The 17,224-nt window shown below is 63.6% G+C and carries 16 protein-coding genes; 13 read left to right on the forward strand and 3 right to left on the reverse strand.

All coding sequences use genetic code 11. The annotated features are described in order from the left end of the window. The 12 genes from flgC to PVA39_RS09650 are packed head-to-tail and all read left to right on the forward strand — an operon-like array spanning position 1 to position 10,328. A complete protein-coding gene (gene flgC, locus PVA39_RS09595) occupies positions 1-429 on the forward strand; it encodes a flagellar basal body rod protein FlgC (RefSeq protein WP_274123886.1) in 429 nt (142 codons plus the stop codon). Continuing rightward, the gene (locus PVA39_RS09600) at positions 429-1,106 is read left to right on the forward strand and encodes a flagellar hook capping FlgD N-terminal domain-containing protein (RefSeq protein WP_274123887.1); all 678 of its coding nucleotides are present in this window, start codon (positions 429-431) and stop codon (positions 1,104-1,106) included. The genes flgC and PVA39_RS09600 overlap by 1 nt, the downstream gene beginning before the upstream one ends. Before the next feature lie 25 nt (positions 1,107-1,131). Further along, a complete protein-coding gene (flgE, locus tag PVA39_RS09605) occupies positions 1,132-2,319 on the forward strand; it encodes a flagellar hook protein FlgE (RefSeq protein ID WP_274123888.1) in 1,188 nt (395 codons plus the stop codon). A 9-nt stretch (positions 2,320-2,328) separates the two neighbouring features. Further along, entirely contained in the window at positions 2,329-3,063 is a 735-nt protein-coding gene (locus tag PVA39_RS09610; protein WP_013792108.1) for a flagellar basal body rod protein FlgF, read from the forward strand. A gap of 12 nt (positions 3,064-3,075) precedes the next feature. Continuing rightward, entirely contained in the window at positions 3,076-3,861 is a 786-nt protein-coding gene (gene flgG / locus PVA39_RS09615; RefSeq protein WP_013792107.1) for a flagellar basal-body rod protein FlgG, read from the forward strand. Between the two features lie 2 nt (positions 3,862-3,863). Further along, positions 3,864-4,529, forward strand: coding sequence for a flagellar basal body L-ring protein FlgH (gene flgH / locus PVA39_RS09620; RefSeq protein ID WP_147175204.1), 666 nt, complete (start codon positions 3,864-3,866; stop codon positions 4,527-4,529). Between the two features lie 11 nt (positions 4,530-4,540). Continuing rightward, positions 4,541-5,644 (forward strand): flagellar basal body P-ring protein FlgI, encoded by a 1,104-nt coding sequence (locus PVA39_RS09625; protein WP_093501962.1) that lies wholly within the window; start codon positions 4,541-4,543, stop codon positions 5,642-5,644. 3 nt (positions 5,645-5,647) lie between these two features. Next, positions 5,648-6,628 carry a lytic transglycosylase domain-containing protein gene (locus PVA39_RS09630; RefSeq protein ID WP_274123889.1) on the forward strand — a complete coding sequence of 327 codons (981 nt, stop codon included), beginning with the start codon at positions 5,648-5,650 and terminating at the stop codon, positions 6,626-6,628. Beyond that, a complete protein-coding gene (gene flgK, locus PVA39_RS09635) occupies positions 6,625-7,989 on the forward strand; it encodes a flagellar hook-associated protein FlgK (RefSeq protein ID WP_274123890.1) in 1,365 nt (454 codons plus the stop codon). Before PVA39_RS09630 ends, flgK begins: the two co-directional genes overlap by 4 nt. A 23-nt stretch (positions 7,990-8,012) precedes the next feature. Further along, positions 8,013-8,924 carry a flagellar hook-associated protein FlgL gene (gene flgL, locus PVA39_RS09640; RefSeq protein WP_274123891.1) on the forward strand — a complete coding sequence of 304 codons (912 nt, stop codon included), beginning with the start codon at positions 8,013-8,015 and terminating at the stop codon, positions 8,922-8,924. 13 nt (positions 8,925-8,937) lie between these two features. Continuing rightward, positions 8,938-9,969 carry a hypothetical protein gene (locus PVA39_RS09645; protein WP_274123892.1) on the forward strand — a complete coding sequence of 344 codons (1,032 nt, stop codon included), beginning with the start codon at positions 8,938-8,940 and terminating at the stop codon, positions 9,967-9,969. A gap of 26 nt (positions 9,970-9,995) precedes the next feature. After that, the gene (locus PVA39_RS09650) at positions 9,996-10,328 is read left to right on the forward strand and encodes a tryptophan synthase subunit beta (RefSeq protein WP_093502522.1); all 333 of its coding nucleotides are present in this window, start codon (positions 9,996-9,998) and stop codon (positions 10,326-10,328) included. On the opposite strand, the gene PVA39_RS09655 is transcribed toward PVA39_RS09650, so the two are convergent. Both PVA39_RS09655 and PVA39_RS09660 read right to left on the reverse strand, forming a co-directional pair. Further along, a complete protein-coding gene (locus PVA39_RS09655) occupies positions 10,325-12,103 on the reverse strand; it encodes a bifunctional diguanylate cyclase/phosphodiesterase (RefSeq protein WP_274123893.1) in 1,779 nt (592 codons plus the stop codon). The genes PVA39_RS09650 and PVA39_RS09655 overlap by 4 nt on opposite strands. 221 nt (positions 12,104-12,324) lie before the next feature. Further along, positions 12,325-14,415, reverse strand: a complete 2,091-nt coding sequence (locus PVA39_RS09660) for a carboxy terminal-processing peptidase (protein ID WP_443200952.1) — start codon at positions 14,413-14,415, stop codon at positions 12,325-12,327. A 128-nt stretch (positions 14,416-14,543) separates the two neighbouring features. Here PVA39_RS09660 and PVA39_RS09665 point away from each other — a divergent pair, with 128 nt between their 5' ends. Next, positions 14,544-15,512 (forward strand): NAD(P)H-quinone oxidoreductase, encoded by a 969-nt coding sequence (locus PVA39_RS09665; protein ID WP_274123895.1) that lies wholly within the window; start codon positions 14,544-14,546, stop codon positions 15,510-15,512. Positions 15,513-15,537: 25 nt separating this feature from the next. On the opposite strand, the gene PVA39_RS09670 is transcribed toward PVA39_RS09665, so the two are convergent. Further along, the gene (locus tag PVA39_RS09670; protein ID WP_274123896.1) at positions 15,538-17,154 is read right to left on the reverse strand and encodes an FMN-binding glutamate synthase family protein; all 1,617 of its coding nucleotides are present in this window, start codon (positions 17,152-17,154) and stop codon (positions 15,538-15,540) included. Positions 17,155-17,224: the final 70 nt, after the last annotated feature.

The following is a 17,224-nucleotide window of genomic DNA, read 5'->3' on the forward strand; positions in this document are numbered from 1 at the left end:
ATGTCGTTCGATTCTCTCTACCGCATTGCCGGCACCGCCATGAACGCACAGACCGTGCGCCTCAATACCGTGGCCAGCAACCTGGCCAATGCCGAGTCGGCCGCAGCCGACCCGGCTGACGTGTACCAGGCACGCAAGCCGGTATTCGCCGCCATTTACGAGAACGGCCAGCTGACCCGCAGTGCCGGCATGAGCGGCGCCCATGTACAGGTGCTCGATGTGGTGCCGTCCGGTCGTGAGCCGGTACGCCGTTACGAGCCTGGCAATCCGCTGGCCAACGGCCAGGGCTACGTCTACTACGCCAACATCAACCAGATCGAGGAAATGACCGACATGATGTCCGCTACCCGCAGCTTCGAAACGGGCGTGGAGGTGCTCAACCGGGTCAAGAGCATGCAGCAGGGCCTGCTGCGGCTGGGTGAAAACTGATGGCCGTGGTCACCGGCACGAGCCTGTCGGCTAACGGCTCCGATTCCTCCGATCAGATCAAGGGCGCGGTCAACCTCAGCGACGCGGCGAAGATGGAAAACACCTTCATCTCGCTGATGGTGGCGCAGATCCAGAACCAGGATCCCACCAGCCCGGTGGATAACACCGAGTTCCTCAACCAGTTTTCGGCCATGTCCCAGGTCAAGAGCCTGGAAAACATGGCGGCCATGAGCCAGAGCAACCTGGTGCTGCTGGACAACCTGCAGACCCTGACCGCCGCCGGGCTGGTCAATCAGGAAGTGAAGGTGGCGGTCGAGTCGCTGAGCCTCGACGGCGACCCCGTGAAGGGCTCGTTCAACCTCGAACACGCCTCGGCCAAGACCCAGCTGGAACTTACCGACAGCAATGGCGTGGTCACCCGTGTGGAGCTGGGCAGCCAGGTGCCGGGGGATGTGCCGTTCACCATCGACCCGGCGGCGCTCGGTCTGCGCCCCGGTTCTTTCAAGGTGGCGGTGGTCACTGCCAGTGGCGAGGTGCCCACCGTCGAGGTCGCCGGTGTGGTCACGCGGGTACGGGTCGGTGACAGCGGCCCGATGTTGGATATCGACGGCGTCGGATCGGTGCCGTTCTACACCCTGACCGAGTTCGGCCAGTCCCGCACCGCGGGCCTGTTCTGATCCGTCTTTCACGCAGAGGTATTCCATGAGTTTCAACATCGCCCTGAGTGGCCTGAACGCGGTCAACGAGCAGCTCAACACCATCAGTCACAACATTTCCAACGTCGGCACCACAGGCTTCAAGTCGTCGCGCACCGAGTTCGGCAGCGTCTACGCGGAGAGCCAGATGATGGGCGTGGAGGTCCTGGCCACCACCCAGAGCATCAGCCAGCGTGGCGCCCTGGTCGGCACCGGTTCGAGCCTCGATCTGGCTATCGCCGGCGACGGTTTCTTCACCGTGCGCAGCGCCAGTGGCGAGGTGCATTACACACGAGCCGGGGTATTCGGGCCGGACAAGGACAACTTCGTCACCACCCCCAGTGGTGCACGCGTGCAGGGCTATGGCGTCGACGCCGCCGGCAATCTGCAGGTCGGTGCGGTCGGCGACCTCCAGCTGAGCAGCGCCAACCTGCCGGCCAGGGCCAGCGATAGCCTGGACTTCGTCACCAACCTCAATGCCAACGATGCCGTGCCGACGGTCGCCGTCTTCGACCCGGCCGACAGCAACAGCTTCAATTCCACCTACACCTCCCGGGTGTACGACTCCCTGGGACGTGAACACACCTTCACACAGTACTTCGTCAAGACCGCCGAGAACGCCTGGCAGAGTCATTACTACCTGGACGGTACGGCCGTCGGCACGCCGACCACCCTGAATTTCTCGACCGCAGGCGCGCTGACCGCGCCTACCGCGCCGACCACCCTGACGGCCAACGTGCCGGGTGCCGACGCGATCAGCATCGCTCTCGATTACACCGGCACCAGCCAGTTCGGCTCGCCGTTCGTGGTCACCACCAACGTCGCCAACGGTTATACGGCGGGCGAGCAGATCGGCATGGCGGTCGAGAAGAACGGCATGATCTACGCCAACTACAGCAACGGCCAGCGCATGCTGCAGGGCCAGGTGGTACTGGCCAATTTCGCCAACGCCCAGGGCCTGCGCAACGAAACCGGTACGGCCTGGAGCGAGACCGCCGATTCCGGCCAGGCGCTGCTCGGGGTTCCGGGTGTCGGCTCGTTTGGCGCCCTGGCGGCCAGCACGCTGGAGGGCTCCAACGTCGACCTGACCCAGCAGCTGGTCAACCTGATGGAAGGCCAGCGTAACTACCAGGCCAACAGCAAGGTACTGACCACCAACAAGGAACTCACCCAGGTGTTGTTCAACGCAATCTGAGGCTGACCCATGGATCGTTTGGGATACACCGCGATGACCGCGGCCAGCCGCACGATGACCTCGCTGCAAGTGCGTGCCAACAACCTGGCCAACGTCAACACCAGCGGCTTTCGCGCCGACCTGGAACAGGCCGAGGCCTCCAGCGTGGATGGCTACGGCTATGCCAGCCGGCACTTGGCGCGGGTGCGCGACAACGGCGTTGACCTGAGCCAGGGCCAGATGATGGCGACCGGCCGCGAGCTGGATTTCGCCATCCAGGGCCCCGGCCTGATCGCCGTGCAGGATGGTGAAGGGCGCGAGCTCTACACCCGCAACGGCAACCTGGTGGTCGACGCCGAGATGCGCCTGACCCTGCATGGCCGACCGGTGGTGGGCGAGGGCGGGCCGATCGTGCTGCCCGAATACGACAGCCTCAACATCGGTCGTGACGGCATCGTCTCGGTGGTGCCGCGCGGCGACTTCGTCACCGCCGAAGTGGGGCGCATCAAGCTGGTCAACGAACCCGCCGACGCGCTGCGCAAGGACGAGAGCGGCCTGCTGATCCGCGCCGATGGCGTACAGGCAGAGGCGGACGAAGGCGTGCGCTTGGTGTCCGGCTTTCTGGAGTCGAGCAACGTGTCGTCCATCGAGCAACTGGTGGCGAGCATGAGCCTGGGGCGTCTGTTCGAGACCCAGGTGAAGATGATGAAGGCGGCCGAAAATCTGTCCGAGGCGGGCAACCGGCTGATTCGTGGCCAGGGTTAACAGGAGCGTGAAATGAGTTCTGCATTGTGGGTGAGCAAGACCGGCCTTACGGCCCAGGACACTGCCTTGTCGGCGGTGGCCAACAACCTGGCCAACGTCAACACCGTCGGCTTCAAGGCCGATCGAGTGGTCTTCGAGGATCTGTTCTATTCCATCGATCTGCAGCCCGGTGCCCAGGCCGATCAGGTCAATACCGTGCCGTCCGGCATCCAGCTCGGTAGCGGCGTGCGGGTGGTCGGCACCCAGAAGGTATTCACCGAAGGCAGCATGCAGACCACCAACCAGCCAATGGATCTGGCCATCGTCGGCGCCGGTTTCTTCCAGGTCGAAGCGCCCAACGGCGACATCTATTACACCGAGAACGGCCAGTTCCAGCTCAACGCCGAAGGGGTGATGGTCAATGCTCAGGGCTTGCCGTTGACGCCGAACATTGAAGTACCGGCTGGCGCCAGCCGCTTCACGGTGGGCAGCGACGGCATCGTCACGGCGGTGCTGGCCGGTGATTCGCTGCCGTCCGAGCTGGGCCAGATCAACCTGGTCAACTTCGCCAACCCGGCGGGCCTGGAAGCCCTGGGCGGCAACCTGTACCGCGAGACCGTGTCCAGTGGCGAGCCCCAGGAGGGCGTACCAGGCGAGGAAGGCCTGGGTGGCCTCAAGCAGGGCGTGCTGGAGGGCTCCAACGTGCAGGTGGTCGAGGCGATGGTCAACATGATCGCCATCCAGCGTGCCTACGAGGCCAACGCCAAGGTGCTGGACGCCGCGTCCGGCATGCAGCAGTTCCTCAACCAGACCGTCTGACCATGAGCCTTCGCCTGTTCTCGCTGCTCGCCGTGCTGTGTCTGGCCGGCTGTGCCAGCTTCAAGGAAATGCTGCCCGACGAGGATTCCGCCGCCTATCAGCCGCCCGAGCTGGACTACAGCCTGCCGCCCACGGTGGCCGGCGGCCTGTATCGCAATGGCTATGGTGGCTCGCTGCTGCAGGATCAACGTGCTCTGCGTGTCGGCGACATTCTTACCGTGGTGCTGCAGGAAAGTACCCAGTCGAGCAAGAGCGCCGGCACACAATTCGGCAAGCAGGCGGGCGTGAATATCGGTATACCGCGGGTGTTGGGTAACGACTACGAGCGGCTGGAAAGCAGCGCCGCAGCCAACCGTACCTTCAATGGCTCGGCGCAGAGCTCGCAGCAGAACTCGCTGCGCGGCTCCATCGCGGTGACTGTGCATCGGGTACTGCCCAACGGCACCCTGCTGGTTCGCGGTGAAAAGGGCCTCAGGCTCAATCAGGGCGAAGAGTTCATTCGCCTCACCGGCCTGGTGCGGGTCGGTGATATCAACCGCTTCAACCAGATTTCCTCCCAGAACGTCGCCAACGCGCAGATCTCCTACGCCGGTCGCGGCGTGCTCAACGACAGCAATTCGGCGGGCTGGCTGACGCGCTTCTTCACCCATCCGATTTTCCCGCTGTGACAGGAGCTGCCATGCGTGCCCCGCTTATTCGCCTGTGCGCCGTCGCGCTGCTCGGCCTCGCGCCGCTGGTGCAGGCCGTACCGTTGCTGGATCTGGTCGATGTCGAAGGAATTCGCGGCAACCAACTGATTGGCTACGGACTGGTGGTAGGCCTGGACGGCACCGGCGACAAGAGCCAAGTGCGCTTCACCAGCCAGTCGGTCGCCAACATGATCAAGCAGTTCGGCGTCAACCTGCCGGAGAACGTCGACCCCAAGCTGAAGAACGTCGCCGCGGTGACCGTCACCGCCGAAGTGCCGCCTTCCTACGGCCCGGGGCAAACGGTCGACATCACCGTGTCTTCACTGGGCGATGCCAAAAGCTTGCGCGGCGGGCAATTGCTGCTCACCCCGCTGCTCGGTGTGGACGGCGAGACCTATGCACTGGCCCAGGGTGCCCTGGTGGTCGGCGGCCTCAAGGCCGAAGGGCAGAGCGGCTCGAGCATCGCCATCAACAGTGCCAACAGCGGGCGCATCGCCAATGGTGCGACCATCGAGAAAATGATCGGCAGCGATTTCATCACCCGCCCGGACATCATGCTCAACCTGCGCCAGCCGAGCTTCCAGACGGCCACCCATATCGTCCGTGCCTTGGAGGCGACCTTCGGGCCGGGCCTGGCCAGCGCCCTGGACGGCACTCGAGTCAGTGTCAGGGCGCCGCAGACGCCGAGCCAGCGCACCAGTTTCATGGCGCTGCTCGAAGCCGTGGAGGTCGAACAGGGGCGCGTGCGCCCGCGTGTGGTGTTCAACAGTCGCACCGGCACCGTGGTGGTCGGGCAGGGCGTGCGGGTCAAGGCCGCGGCGGTCTCCCATGGCAATTTGCGGGTGACCATCCGGGAAAATCCTCAGGTCAGCCAGCCGGCACCTTTCTCGCAAGGGCAGACCGTGGTCACGCCGCAATCTGACGTGGAAGTCGCCCAGGAAGCCAACCCGATGTTCCGCTGGCCGGAAGGCTCCAGCCTGGAAAGCATCATCGACACCGTCAACAGCCTCGGCGCCACCCCGGATGATGTGATGAGCATCCTCCAGGCCCTGGAGCAGGCCGGTGCCCTGAACGCCGAACTGATCGTGATCTAAGCCATGAACGTCATTTCACTTAACTCACGCCCGGCCAGCCGCGCTGGCGAGCAACCCGTGGCTCGCTCACAGCTGGAAGTGGCCGCCGAGCAGTTTGAAGCGCTGTTTCTGCAGCAGCTGCTCAAGCAAATGCGCAAGGCCGGTGACGTGCTGAGCGAAGGCAGCCTGACGCGCAGCCGCGACCTGGATACCTTGCGTGACCTGCACGACCAGGCACTGGCTGATGGCCTGTCGCAACAGCGCCAGGGTGGTATTGCCGAGCTGCTGGTCAAGCAACTCTCCGGCGGCGCCGACCAGCGTGTTACCGCGGATGGCCGTGGGCCGGCGCCCGGGCCGGTCGGCGGTGGCGGCTTCGCCATCGCGCTGCAGCGTACCTGGGGGCAGGTCGACAGTCTGGTCAGCCAGGGCTCGAAGGCCTTTTCGCAGCTGGTCGATAAAGTCATCGCTCAAGAGTCGGGTGGTCGCATCGATGCCGTGTCGCCCAAGGGCGCGCGCGGCCTTATGCAGCTGATGCCCGATACCGCCAAGGAAATGGCCGCACGCCTTGGCGTGCCCTATGACGAGAGCCGGCTGACCCAGGATGCCGACTACAACCAGCGCCTGGGCAGCGCCTATCTGCAGCAGATGCTGGAGCGTTACGACGGCCATCAGGCGTTGGCGCTGGCCGCCTACAACGCCGGGCCGGGCAAGGTGGACGAGTGGCTCAAGAGCAACGGTGATCCGCGTCAGGGCGGCCTGAGTACCGGCGAGTGGATTCAGCGCATTCCGTTCGAGGAAACCCGTACCTACACGCGGCGGATCCTTGGCGAGCCGGCGGCTGGCGTAGCGGCGCCACTTTCGTCGGCAGCGCCGCTTAATTCACCGCCCTCATCGGTCGCCTTGCAAGAGCAGCAGCGCAGTGCTGCCGCGAGCCACGGACACCGGGGGCTGTCGCTGGCATTCGCTCAACCGATTCGCACCGAGCGTCAGGAGTCGCAGCCTTGAGCATCCTCAACCAGATTGGTTACAGCGGCGTCAACGCCGCCAAGGTGGCCCTCAATACCACCGCTCAGAACATCGCCAACAGCCAGACCGCCGGCTTCAGCCGCCTGGACACGCAATTCTCGTCGCTGGCCGGCAGCAGCGCGCTGCGTGCTGGCGGCGGCGTGCAGGTCAGTTCGATCCGCCGTCTGTCCAACGATTTCGACAACCAGCAGCTGTGGCGCGCCACCAGCGTGCAGCAGTTCCATCAGGGTGCACAGCAGTACTTCACCGCAGTGGAGCAACTGATGGCATCCGACGGCTCGAGCATCAGCATCGGCCTGGACCAGCTGTTCGCTGCGCTCAGTGGTGCGTCGGCGACCCCGGATTCCATCGCCCTGCGCCAGCAGATCATCAGCGAGGCGGGCAACCTGGCGCAGCGTTTCAACGGCCTGGGCGGCAATTTGCAGGCTCAGCTCGATGGCCTGCAGGCGCAGCGTTCGACCATGGCGCAGGAGGTCAACGGGTTGAGCGGTAACATCGCCGAGCTCAATCGCAGCATCGTCGAAACCCAGGCCAGTGGCGGCGACACCAATGCTCTGCGTGACCAGCGTGACGTGCTGGTGCAGCAGCTCGCGCAGCATGCTGCGCTGCGTATCCATGAGGATGCGAAGGGGGCACTGGAGGTGTCGCTCACCAACGGTCAGCCGCTGGTAGCCGGCAACCGCGCCGCGAGCCTGAGTGTGACCCGCGAGGCCGACGGTACCCAATCGATGGCGCTGCGCTTCGCCGACACCGACTTCGCGCTGCGTGAGGACAGCCTGGGCGGCGCCCTTGGTGGCCTGCACGAAGCGGAGTATGGCGTGCTGCGCCCGCAGCAGACCGCGCTGCAGGACATGGCCTCGGCGCTGGCCGGGCTGGTCAATTCGACCCTGGCCGGTGGCTTCGACCTGAACGGTACTGCGGGTAAGCCGTTGTTTACCTTCCAGGCCAACAGCAGCGCCATGCTGGTGCTGAACCCGTTGGCACCCGGCGAGCTGGCGTTGTCCTCCGCTGCTGACGAGAAGGGCAACAATGAAAACCTGCTCAAGCTGGTCGCCCTGAAGGACCAGGGCGTGGTCGTTGCCGGCAACACCCTGACCCTCAACGATGCCTACGCCACGCTGCTTGGCCAGGTGGCCAGTGCCAGCCGGCAGAACCAGAGCGACCTGAATACCGCCACCGGGGTCACCACCCAGGCCAAAGCACGGCGCGACAGCGTCAGCGCCGTGAACCGCGATGAAGAAGCGATCGCCCTGATGGACTACCAACAGGCCTACCAGGCCAACATGAAAGTCATCAGCACCGCCAACCAGATTTTCGACGAGTTGCTCGCGGCCTTCTGACCGCGGCCATGGAGCCTTCTCGCATGCGCATCACCAATGCCCAGATCACTGCCACCATGCAGGGGTCGATGAATCAGAACTCCGTCGAGCTGGCCAAGCTGATGCAGCAAATGGCGACCAACCAGCGGCTGCAGTTGCCTTCCGATGACCCCATCGCCAGCGTCAGGCTGCTGCGCATCCAGCGTTCGGAGGCGAGCCTGGAGCAGTTCCAGACCAACATCGGCGCGTTGAGCAGCAGCCTGTCGATGCAGGAAACCAACCTGAAGTCGATCTCCGACACCTTGCTCAGTGCCCGTGATCGCCTGCTGTGGGCTGCCAACGGTGCCAACGCCTCAGAGGATCTCGGTGCGATCGCCGGCGAGCTGAAGATCATCGAGTCGTCGATTTTGAGTTTTGCCAACGTACGTGATGAAGAGGGGCGCTATCTGTTTTCCGGCACCCTGAGCGAACAACCGGCGATCAGTTACGACGAGGCCACCGGCTACCAGCTTGGCGGCAATGACAAGCAGCGCCAGGTGCTGGTCGCCAATGGCGTAATGGTGGCCGAGAACGTCACTGCCGCCGACGTATTTGGCGGCTCGGTCGACCTGCTCAACCAGATGCGCGAGCTGGTGACCACCCTGCAGGACCCGACGCTCGACAGCACCGACCCGCAAGTACGCCAGTTGATCACCTCCACCCTGGATACCCTGGACTCGGCCCACAGCCGGGTGATGGCCTCGGTCACCGACCTGGGCGGCCGGCAGAACGCACTGACCCTGCTAAACGACAGCAACGAAGACGTTTCCCTGGTCAACCAGCGTGTCGAGGGCGAGTTGTCGCGTCTCGATTACGCCAGCGCCAACATCCGCTTCAACGACTACCTGCTGGCCGTTCAGTCGACGCAGAAGACCTATCTGAAGATAAGCGAGCTGTCGCTGTTCAATCTGCTCTGAGGAGCGACAAAGCATGCGGGTCGACAAGCATTCCCCGATCGTCAGTGGCCTTGACCGGCAGGCGCCCAAGCGCTCGCTTGTTACCGTAGCCGATGCCGCGCAACAGACGCAGTCGGAGCGCGGCGCGGCGGTGGGCTCGGCCCAGGGCCGCAAGAGTGCCGGTTTCGGGCTGCAGCTCAATCAGCAACTGACCACCATGCAATCGGCCAGCAGCTACCTGGCTCAGCTGTCCGCGACCCTGGTGCCGCTCAAGCTGAGCCTGAGCCGGGAGCTGGGCAACGCGCGGATGCAGGATCGCGAAGGTGTGGGTGCGCAGCTGGGCGAGTTACGCTCGTTACTCGATCAGCGCAGTGCCCGCAGTGCCGGCAGCCTGGATGGCCAACTCAATCTGCACCTGAACGAGCCGGTGCGGGTGCGCTTCAGCTTGCCGGGGCTCGAATCCCTGCAAACGTTCCAGCAGGCCGGGCGTGAAAGTCTGCTGTTCAGCATCGGGCGCAGCAGCCAGGAACCGGTCGCGGTGGTGCTCGACGAAGGGTTGAGTGAAGAGCAGATCCTGCGCCGCTTCAATGTCGGCTTGGCCCCGGCCGGAATTCGCAGTGAGCTGACGACCGACGGCGCGCTGGTCTTTTCCGCCCGCGAAGCCGACTGGCAGACTCTGCGCGAACATATCCGTGTGAAGGGCGAGGGAGCTTTGTTCGCCGCGCAGCGCTTCACCGAACTCAAGCCGGTCGAATCGCAGCTGCTGCAGCCCCAGGCGCTGGAAACGCTGGAAGAACCGCGTGAGGTCCGGCGCATGCTCGATACCGTGGTCAAGGCGCTGGATCATATCCAGGAACTGGGCGAGCAGCTACGCCAGCGCCAGGACGAGATTCGCAGTTTTCTGGCCCGTCAGCTGGGCGACGACGAGCAGCGCTGGGCAGGCGATTATGTGACCGCGGTATACAACCTGATGCGCAAGAGCTCGAGCAGCTACGCATCGGTATCCGATACCCTGGTCGCCCAGGCTACAATCAGCCGCTTCACGGTTATCAGCCTGTTGTCCTGACTATGGCAAGTATCAAGGAGGCCTGCGTGGATGAGGGAAAACCGGTGGTCTACGCGCTCCGCGGCGCCCATGGTCGCCTGTTGCGCCTGGATAATCAGCCTTTCGAGGGCATGAACGATACCCTAGCATTTCATAGCGCCGAGGTCAGCCACTGGCTGCGCAGCGGCGAGGCTCAGGCCCAGCGCGACTGGTTGCGCGAGTCCGACCGTGACGTACTGCGGGTGATGGAGGACGTCATCACGCTACTGATCGAGCGAGGCATCATCGACTACACCGAGCTGCCCCAGGCGGCGCGCGACAAGCTCGATATTCGTGCCCTGGTGCGCGCTGATCTGGAAGGTCTGGTAGACCGCGGTTAGACCGCCTGTTGCGTGGCACCTTGCAAGGTATGGGTATCGATCACCTGCAGGCTGTAACCCGGCACTGCCTTGGCCTGGCGTTTGGCTTCGGAGGCCAGACCCGCCAGTTCGCTAGCGTCCAGCAGGGCGCAGTGCTCGGGGTGCAGGTGCACCACGCCGAGCGACAGTGATAGCAGCGGAAATTCCTCGCGCTGGCCCTGGCGGTTGTGGCTGATGAAGCAGCCCGCGTCCAGGTGCTCTTCCAGATAGAAACGTCGGCACTGGCTCTGGAAGTCTTCCAGCAACTGGTTGAGGCGGCTGCGCCAGTCCTTGGAGCCGAACACCAGCAGAAAGTCATCGCCGCCTATATGGCCGACGAAATCCCGGCTGGGGTCGACGCGCTCGTTCAGGCAGTGCGCCAGGCACAGTAGCACCTCGTCGCCCTTGGCATAGCCATACAGATCGTTGAAAGGCTTGAAGCTGTCGATGTCGACATAGCAGACCGCCGCCTCGCGGCTCTGCTGCAGCAGGCGCGCCAGGCATTGCTGGATTGGCACGTTACCCGGCAGCAGGGTCAGCGGGTTGGCGTAGCGGGCCTGCTGGATCTTCAGTTCGGTGATCAGCTTGAGTACGTCGATCACCCGCCCCAGGCCCTGGTAGCAGCCCTCGACGGTGATCACGAAATCCTCTTCCATGCGCTGGCGGGCACGGCTGGTCAGCAGGCGGCTGACCTGTTGCAGCGACTGGCTGATCTCCACGGCCAGAAAGTCGTTGCTCATCAGCCGGCTGATGGGCTTGCGCGCGTACAGCTCGGTGGCGAAGGGTTTGAGCAACACGTCCGAAAGTGAATGCCGATGCACGATGCCGACCGGGCGCTGGGCCTCGTCCAGCACTGCCAGTGAGTTGAGGTTGGCCTGGGCGCGAAACGCCTCCAGCACATCGGCGGTCGGCGTGGAAATCGACACCGCCGGCTGCTCGTTGAGCAGGGCGGTAAGGTCGCTGCTTTCCTCGCCCAGGGGCGTCGGCGCCTGACCGAGGGCGGGCAACATCTTGCGGGCGTCGGTAGGCGGCGTTTTCTGTGGGCGGCAGAGCAGGTAGCCCTGCAGCAGGTCGACGCCCATTTCACAGAGCACGGCGAGCTCTTCTTCCAGCTCGATGCCCTCGGCGATCACCTTGGCTCGCGAGGCCTTGGCCATCTGCAGGATGGAACCGACGAACTCGCGCTTGACCGCATCGCGGTGGATGCCGTCGATGAAGTGGCGGTCGATCTTCACGTAATCCGGGCGCAGTTCCGACCACAGGCGCAGGCTGGAATAACCGGCACCCAGGTCGTCGAGCGCAATGGAAAAGCCCATGTCGCGGTAGTGGTGCAGGGCGGTGTCGAGCAGGTAGAAATCGTCAGTGGGCGATTGTTCGGTCAGCTCGATCACCACGCGGCTGGGGGATATGCCATAGGTCTGCAGCAACTGCAGGGTACGGCCAGGCTGGTGGTTGGCGTCAAGCAGCGAATCGGGAGAGACGTTGAGAAATAGCAAACCATCGAGCTGCTGTTCGCTGAATCGGCGGCAGGCGCTCTTGCGACACGCCAGTTCCAGCTCGCTGAGCATGCCGGTCTGGCGCGCGGCGGCGAACAGGGTCAGTGGCGAATGCAGCGGACTATTGGAAGGGCCACGGGTCAGCGCTTCGTAACCGAGGATACGACGCTCGGCGACCGACACGATGGGTTGGAACAGGCTATGCAAGTCGCCGTGGGCGAGAATCTGGCCCAGCGAGCTCAACTGTTCGGTGACGGTCATGGCGTATCTCTATGCAAATCGAATAGCGGAAGATGGCTATTAGCCATGATAGTTGCGTCCCGCAAGATACGCATGATTTGACTACAGAATGATGACCGCTTGATGACGCGGGCCCGGCGTCAATAAACAGGAAGATGATTTTCTGGCGCTGCTGTTATGTCTCGGGCAATAAAAAAGGGCGTCGTGTTGGCGACGCCCTTTGGGTTACAGCTGGCCGGTGATCATTGCTTGGCCAGGCGGGTATTGAGCTTGAGGTAGTCGATCAGAATGTGGCCGGTTTCCGTCAGGTAGGCGTCGTCTTCCGGTTTGGTCTTCTTGTCTTCCTCGGCCTGCGCCATGACGTCGTCATCGTCTTCCTTCTTCAGCTCCTTGAGTGGCTCTTCGCCCTTGGCACTGCGGCGGGCGTTCTCGATCACCAACTGGCGTTTCTCGATATCGGCCTGCTCGGCGCGGCGCTTGGCTTCGTTGAGGCTGACGGTCTTCTCGGCCATCAGCTCGCGGGACAGCGCCAGGCGGTCGCGGGCAAAGTTGAAGTCGGGGTTATTGGCGGTACGCGCGTCGTAGCGGTTTTTCAGCTCGGTGAGGAACGGCTTGATTGGATCCAGCTCGGGCTTGATGGCCGGGCGGATGCTGTCCCACGGCATGGCCTCGGGCAGCGCGCTCTCGCCGATTTCCTTGTTGTCCATCACGTCCGGATAGGAGATGTCCGGCACCACGCCGCGGTGCTGGGTGCTCTGCCCGGAAACGCGATAGAACTTGGCCAGGGTCAGCTTCAGCTCACCGTGGTTGAGCGGCTGGATGGTCTGCACGGTACCCTTGCCGAAGGTCTGACCACCGAGGATCAGCGCGCGGTGGTAGTCCTGCATGGCGCCGGCGAAGATCTCCGAGGCCGAGGCGGACAGGCGGTTGACCAGCAAGGCCAGCGGGCCCTTGTAGAACGCGCCGTCCTGTTCGTCAGCCAGCACGTCGACGCGGCCGTCGCTGTTGCGCACCAGTACGGTCGGGCCCTTGTCGATGAACAGGCCGGTCAGTTCGGTAGCTTCCTGCAACGAGCCGCCGCCGTTGTTGCGCAGATCGATGACGATACCGTCGACCTTCTCGGCCTGCAGCTCGGTGATCAGTTTCTTGACGTCGCGGGTAGTGCTCTTGTAATCCGGATCACCGGCACGGAATGCCTTGAAGTCCAGGTAGAAGGCCGGGATTTCGATCACGCCCAGCTTGTAAGGACGACCGTCCTGGTCGAGCTTGAGGATGGATTTCTTGGCCGCCTGCTCTTCGAGCTTCACCGCTTCACGGGTGATGCTGACGATCTTGCTGGTCATGTCGTTGGGCGCGTTGCTGGCCGGGATCACCTCCAGGCGCACCTTCGAGCCTTTAGGGCCGCGGATCAGCTTGACCACTTCATCCAGGCGCCAGCCGATGACGTCAACGATTTCGTCGTCGCCCTGGCCAACCCCGATGATCTTGTCAGCCGGCGAGATCTGCTTGCTTTTCTCGGCCGGGCCGGCCGGAACCAGACGTACGACCTTCACATGCTCGTTGTCGCTCTGCAGCACGGCGCCAATACCCTCGAGGGACAGGCTCATGTTGATGTCGAAGTTTTCCGCGCTGTCCGGCGACAGGTAGTTGGTGTGCGGATCGTAGGTCATGGCGAAGGCGTTGATGTAGGCCTGGAACACGTCTTCGCTGCGGGTCTGCTGCAGGCGTGCCTGCTGAGCCTTGTAGCGTTTGGTGAGCAGCTCCTGGATCGCCTTGGGTTCCTTGCCGGCGAGCTTCAGGCGCAGCACTTCGTCTTTCAGACGTTTGCGCCACAGGTCGTCGAGCTCGGCGACGTCCTTGGCCCACGGCGCCTTCTCGCGGTCGATCAACAGGCTCTCGTCAACCGTGAAGTCAATCTTGTCGACGCCTTTGGCGAGCAGGCCCTGCACATAGTTCAGGCGATCCTGCTGGCGGGCAAGGTAGCGCTTGTAGATCGCGAATCCGGGTTCCAGATCACCCTTTTTCAGGAAATCGTCGAACTTGTCCTTCCAGCGGTCGAACTCCGCGATATCACCGGCGGTGAAGTAGCTACGCGCCGGGTCGAGCATCTTCAGGTAACCCTGATAGATCTTTTCCGAGCGGGCGTCGTCCAAGGGAGGCTTGCTGTAGTGATGACGCTGCAGCAATTCGACCACGTTGAGGCTGGCGATCACCTGATCACGATCGGGCTGCAGGTATTCCCACGGATCGGCCTGAGTGGTTTTGGCGGCAAGGGGTAAAGCGCCCAGCCCGAGAACGAGGGCCAGGGTGGCGCTGAGAAAGGATCGCTTCATGCTGATTCGACGTGGGGACAGTTGATAACGCATATTAGGCCGTCTTTGAGGGCGCCAGGTTCCATTGGCGCAATGCAAAGGCCCGTCGCTTAGCGGCGGGCCAGGTTCGAATGCACTATGGAGGCACCGTGAAAGCATTGCAAGGCGTTGAAGGGCAGGTGCAATGGGTCGATCGACCCACGCCGGCCTGTGATGTAGGGGAAGTACGTATTCGTGTGGCGGCCGCGGGCCTGAACCGCGCCGACCTGCTGCAGCGGGCCGGCAACTACCCGCCGCCGCCGGGTGCCAGCGACGCGTTGGGCCTGGAATGCGCGGGTATTGTCAGTGAGGTAGGGCCGGGTTGTGATGACTGGCAGGTGGGTGATCGCGTCTGCGCGCTGCTCGCTGGTGGCGGCGTGGCCGAAGAGGTGGTGGTTGATGCACGCCACGTGCTGCCAGTGCCGGAGGGCCTGTCGCTGCACGAGGCAGCAGCGTTGCCGGAGGTGTACGCCACCGCCTGGCTCAACCTGTTCCAGCTGGCCGGCCTCAAGCCCGGCGAGAAGGTGCTGCTGCACGCCGGCGCCAGTGGTGTCGGTTCGGCGGCCATCCAGCTGTGCAAGGCTTTCGGCAGCAGCTGCTGGGTCACCGTCGGCTCCCAGGACCGCCTGGCCTACTGCGAAAGCCTGGGCGCCAGTGGCGGGGCGATTCGTGACAAGGATGGCCTCAAGGTGCCGGACGATTTCGGCCCGTTCGAGGTGATTCTCGATCCGGTAGGCGCCAGCTACGCGGCACTCAACCTCAAGCTGCTGGCGCTGGACGGGCGCTGGGTGAACATCGGCATGATGGGCGGGCGCAAGGCCGAGATGGACATGGCGCTGGTGCTCGGCAAGCGCATCCAGCTGATCGGCTCGACCCTGCGCAACCGTGACGACCTGTTCAAGGCCGAGCTGCTGCGCGATCTGCGCCAGCACGTGTGGCCGCTGTTCAGCGAGGGGCGCCTCAAGCCGCAATTGGCCCGCACCTTCCCGGTGGCCGAAGCTCATGAGGCATACGAGACCCTGGAAAGCAACCAGGTCAACGGCAAGCTGGTGCTGGTCATCGATGACAGCCTGAGCTGATCTGCCGGCCTGACGCAGCGCTTTATCAGGCTGCGTCAGGCGCTGCGTCGAAGCTGTCGGCGCGAGCCATCTTCCACATCCTGGCGTAAAACTCCCCCTCTATATCCCCGCTGATCAACTCGCCTGGCTTGAGGAATACGTGCTGCTGCGAGAACAGGCGGATTTCCGTGGCTGACATTCTCTGCACCAGGTGCCGCGCATCCATCTGCGCAGGATGATCGAGGCCGGCTGCAGCGAGCATTTCGGCCAGTGCCTTCAAGGTGTTGCGGTGGAAGTTGTAGACCCGCTGGGCCTTGTCTGCGACCACCAGGGCACGCTGACGCAGCGGATCCTGGGTGGCCACGCCTGTCGGGCATTTGTTGGTGTGACAGCTCTGGCTCTGGATGCAGCCGATGGCGAACATGAAGCCACGCGCCGAGTTGGCCCAGTCGGCACCGATGGCCAGCACTCGGGCGATGTCGAAGGCGCTGACGATTTTGCCGCTGGCGCCGAGCTTGATCTTGTCGCGCAGGTTCAGGCCGACCAGCGTGTTGTGCACGAACAGCAGGCCTTCACGCATCGGCACACCCAGGTGGTCGGTGAATTCCACGGGGGCCGCTCCGGTGCCGCCTTCCTTGCCATCGATGACGATGAAGTCCGGCAGAATGCCGGTTTCTAGCATGGCCTTGGCGATGGCCATGAACTCCCAGGGATGGCCCAGGCAGAACTTGAAACCAACTGGTTTGCCGCCGGACAGCTCCCGCAGCCGGGCGATGAACTGCAGCAGTTCGATGGGCGTTGCAAAGGCGCTGTGGCGCGACGGTGATACGCAATCCTCGCCCATGGGCACGCCGCGAGTTTCGGCAATTTCCGGGGTGATCTTGTGCTTGGGCAGAATGCCGCCGTGGCCGGGCTTGGCGCCCTGGCTGAGCTTGATCTCGATCATCCGCACCTGGGGGCGCTGCGCCTGGGCGGCAAAGCGCTCGGCATCGAAAGTTCCGGTGGCGGTGCGGCAGCCGAAGTAACCGCTGCCCAGCTCCCAGATCAGATCGCCGTCGTGCTCTCGGTGATAACTGCTGATGCTGCCTTCGCCAGTGTCATGGGCGAAGTTGCCCAGCTTCGCGCCCTTGTTGAGTGCACGGATGGCGTTGGCGCTCAGTGAGCCGAAGCTCATGGCGGAAATGTTGAACAGTGAGGCCGAATAGGGCTGGCTGCACTGCGGCCCGCCGATGATCACCCGGAAACTGTCAGGGTCGCCCAGCGGCGCCGGGCGCATCGAGTGGCTGATGAATTCGAAACCGTTCTGGTAAACGTCGCTGAGCGTACCGAACGGCTTGTCGGCGCCCTCGTTTTTGGCCCTGGCGTACACCAGCGAGCGCTGGGCGCGAGAGAAGGGCAGTTGCTCGCTATCGCCTTCGAGCAGGTACTGACGAATCTCTGGGCGGATACCTTCGACCAGGTAGCGGATATTGCCCAGGATCGGGTAGTTGCGCCGCACGGCATGGCGCTTTTGCAGCAGATCGCCAATGCCCACTACGCTCAATATGGCGCTCACCAGGGTCAGCGGCCACACCCATTCGTGCTCCAAGAACGGCAGACTGCCGAGGGTGAACAACACGCAAAAGGCGAAGAAGGCGTAGCGGCTGAGCAGCGACAGGTTCATACCCGTTCCTTATTGCAGAAGGAGACCGCGGCAATGTAGACCGCTGCTCGTGGTTCGTCGACGCCTGTGG

The sequence above is a fragment of the Pseudomonas sp. CNPSo 3701 genome (assembly GCF_028674975.1).
GTDB classification, from domain to species: domain Bacteria; phylum Pseudomonadota; class Gammaproteobacteria; order Pseudomonadales; family Pseudomonadaceae; genus Aquipseudomonas; species Aquipseudomonas straminea.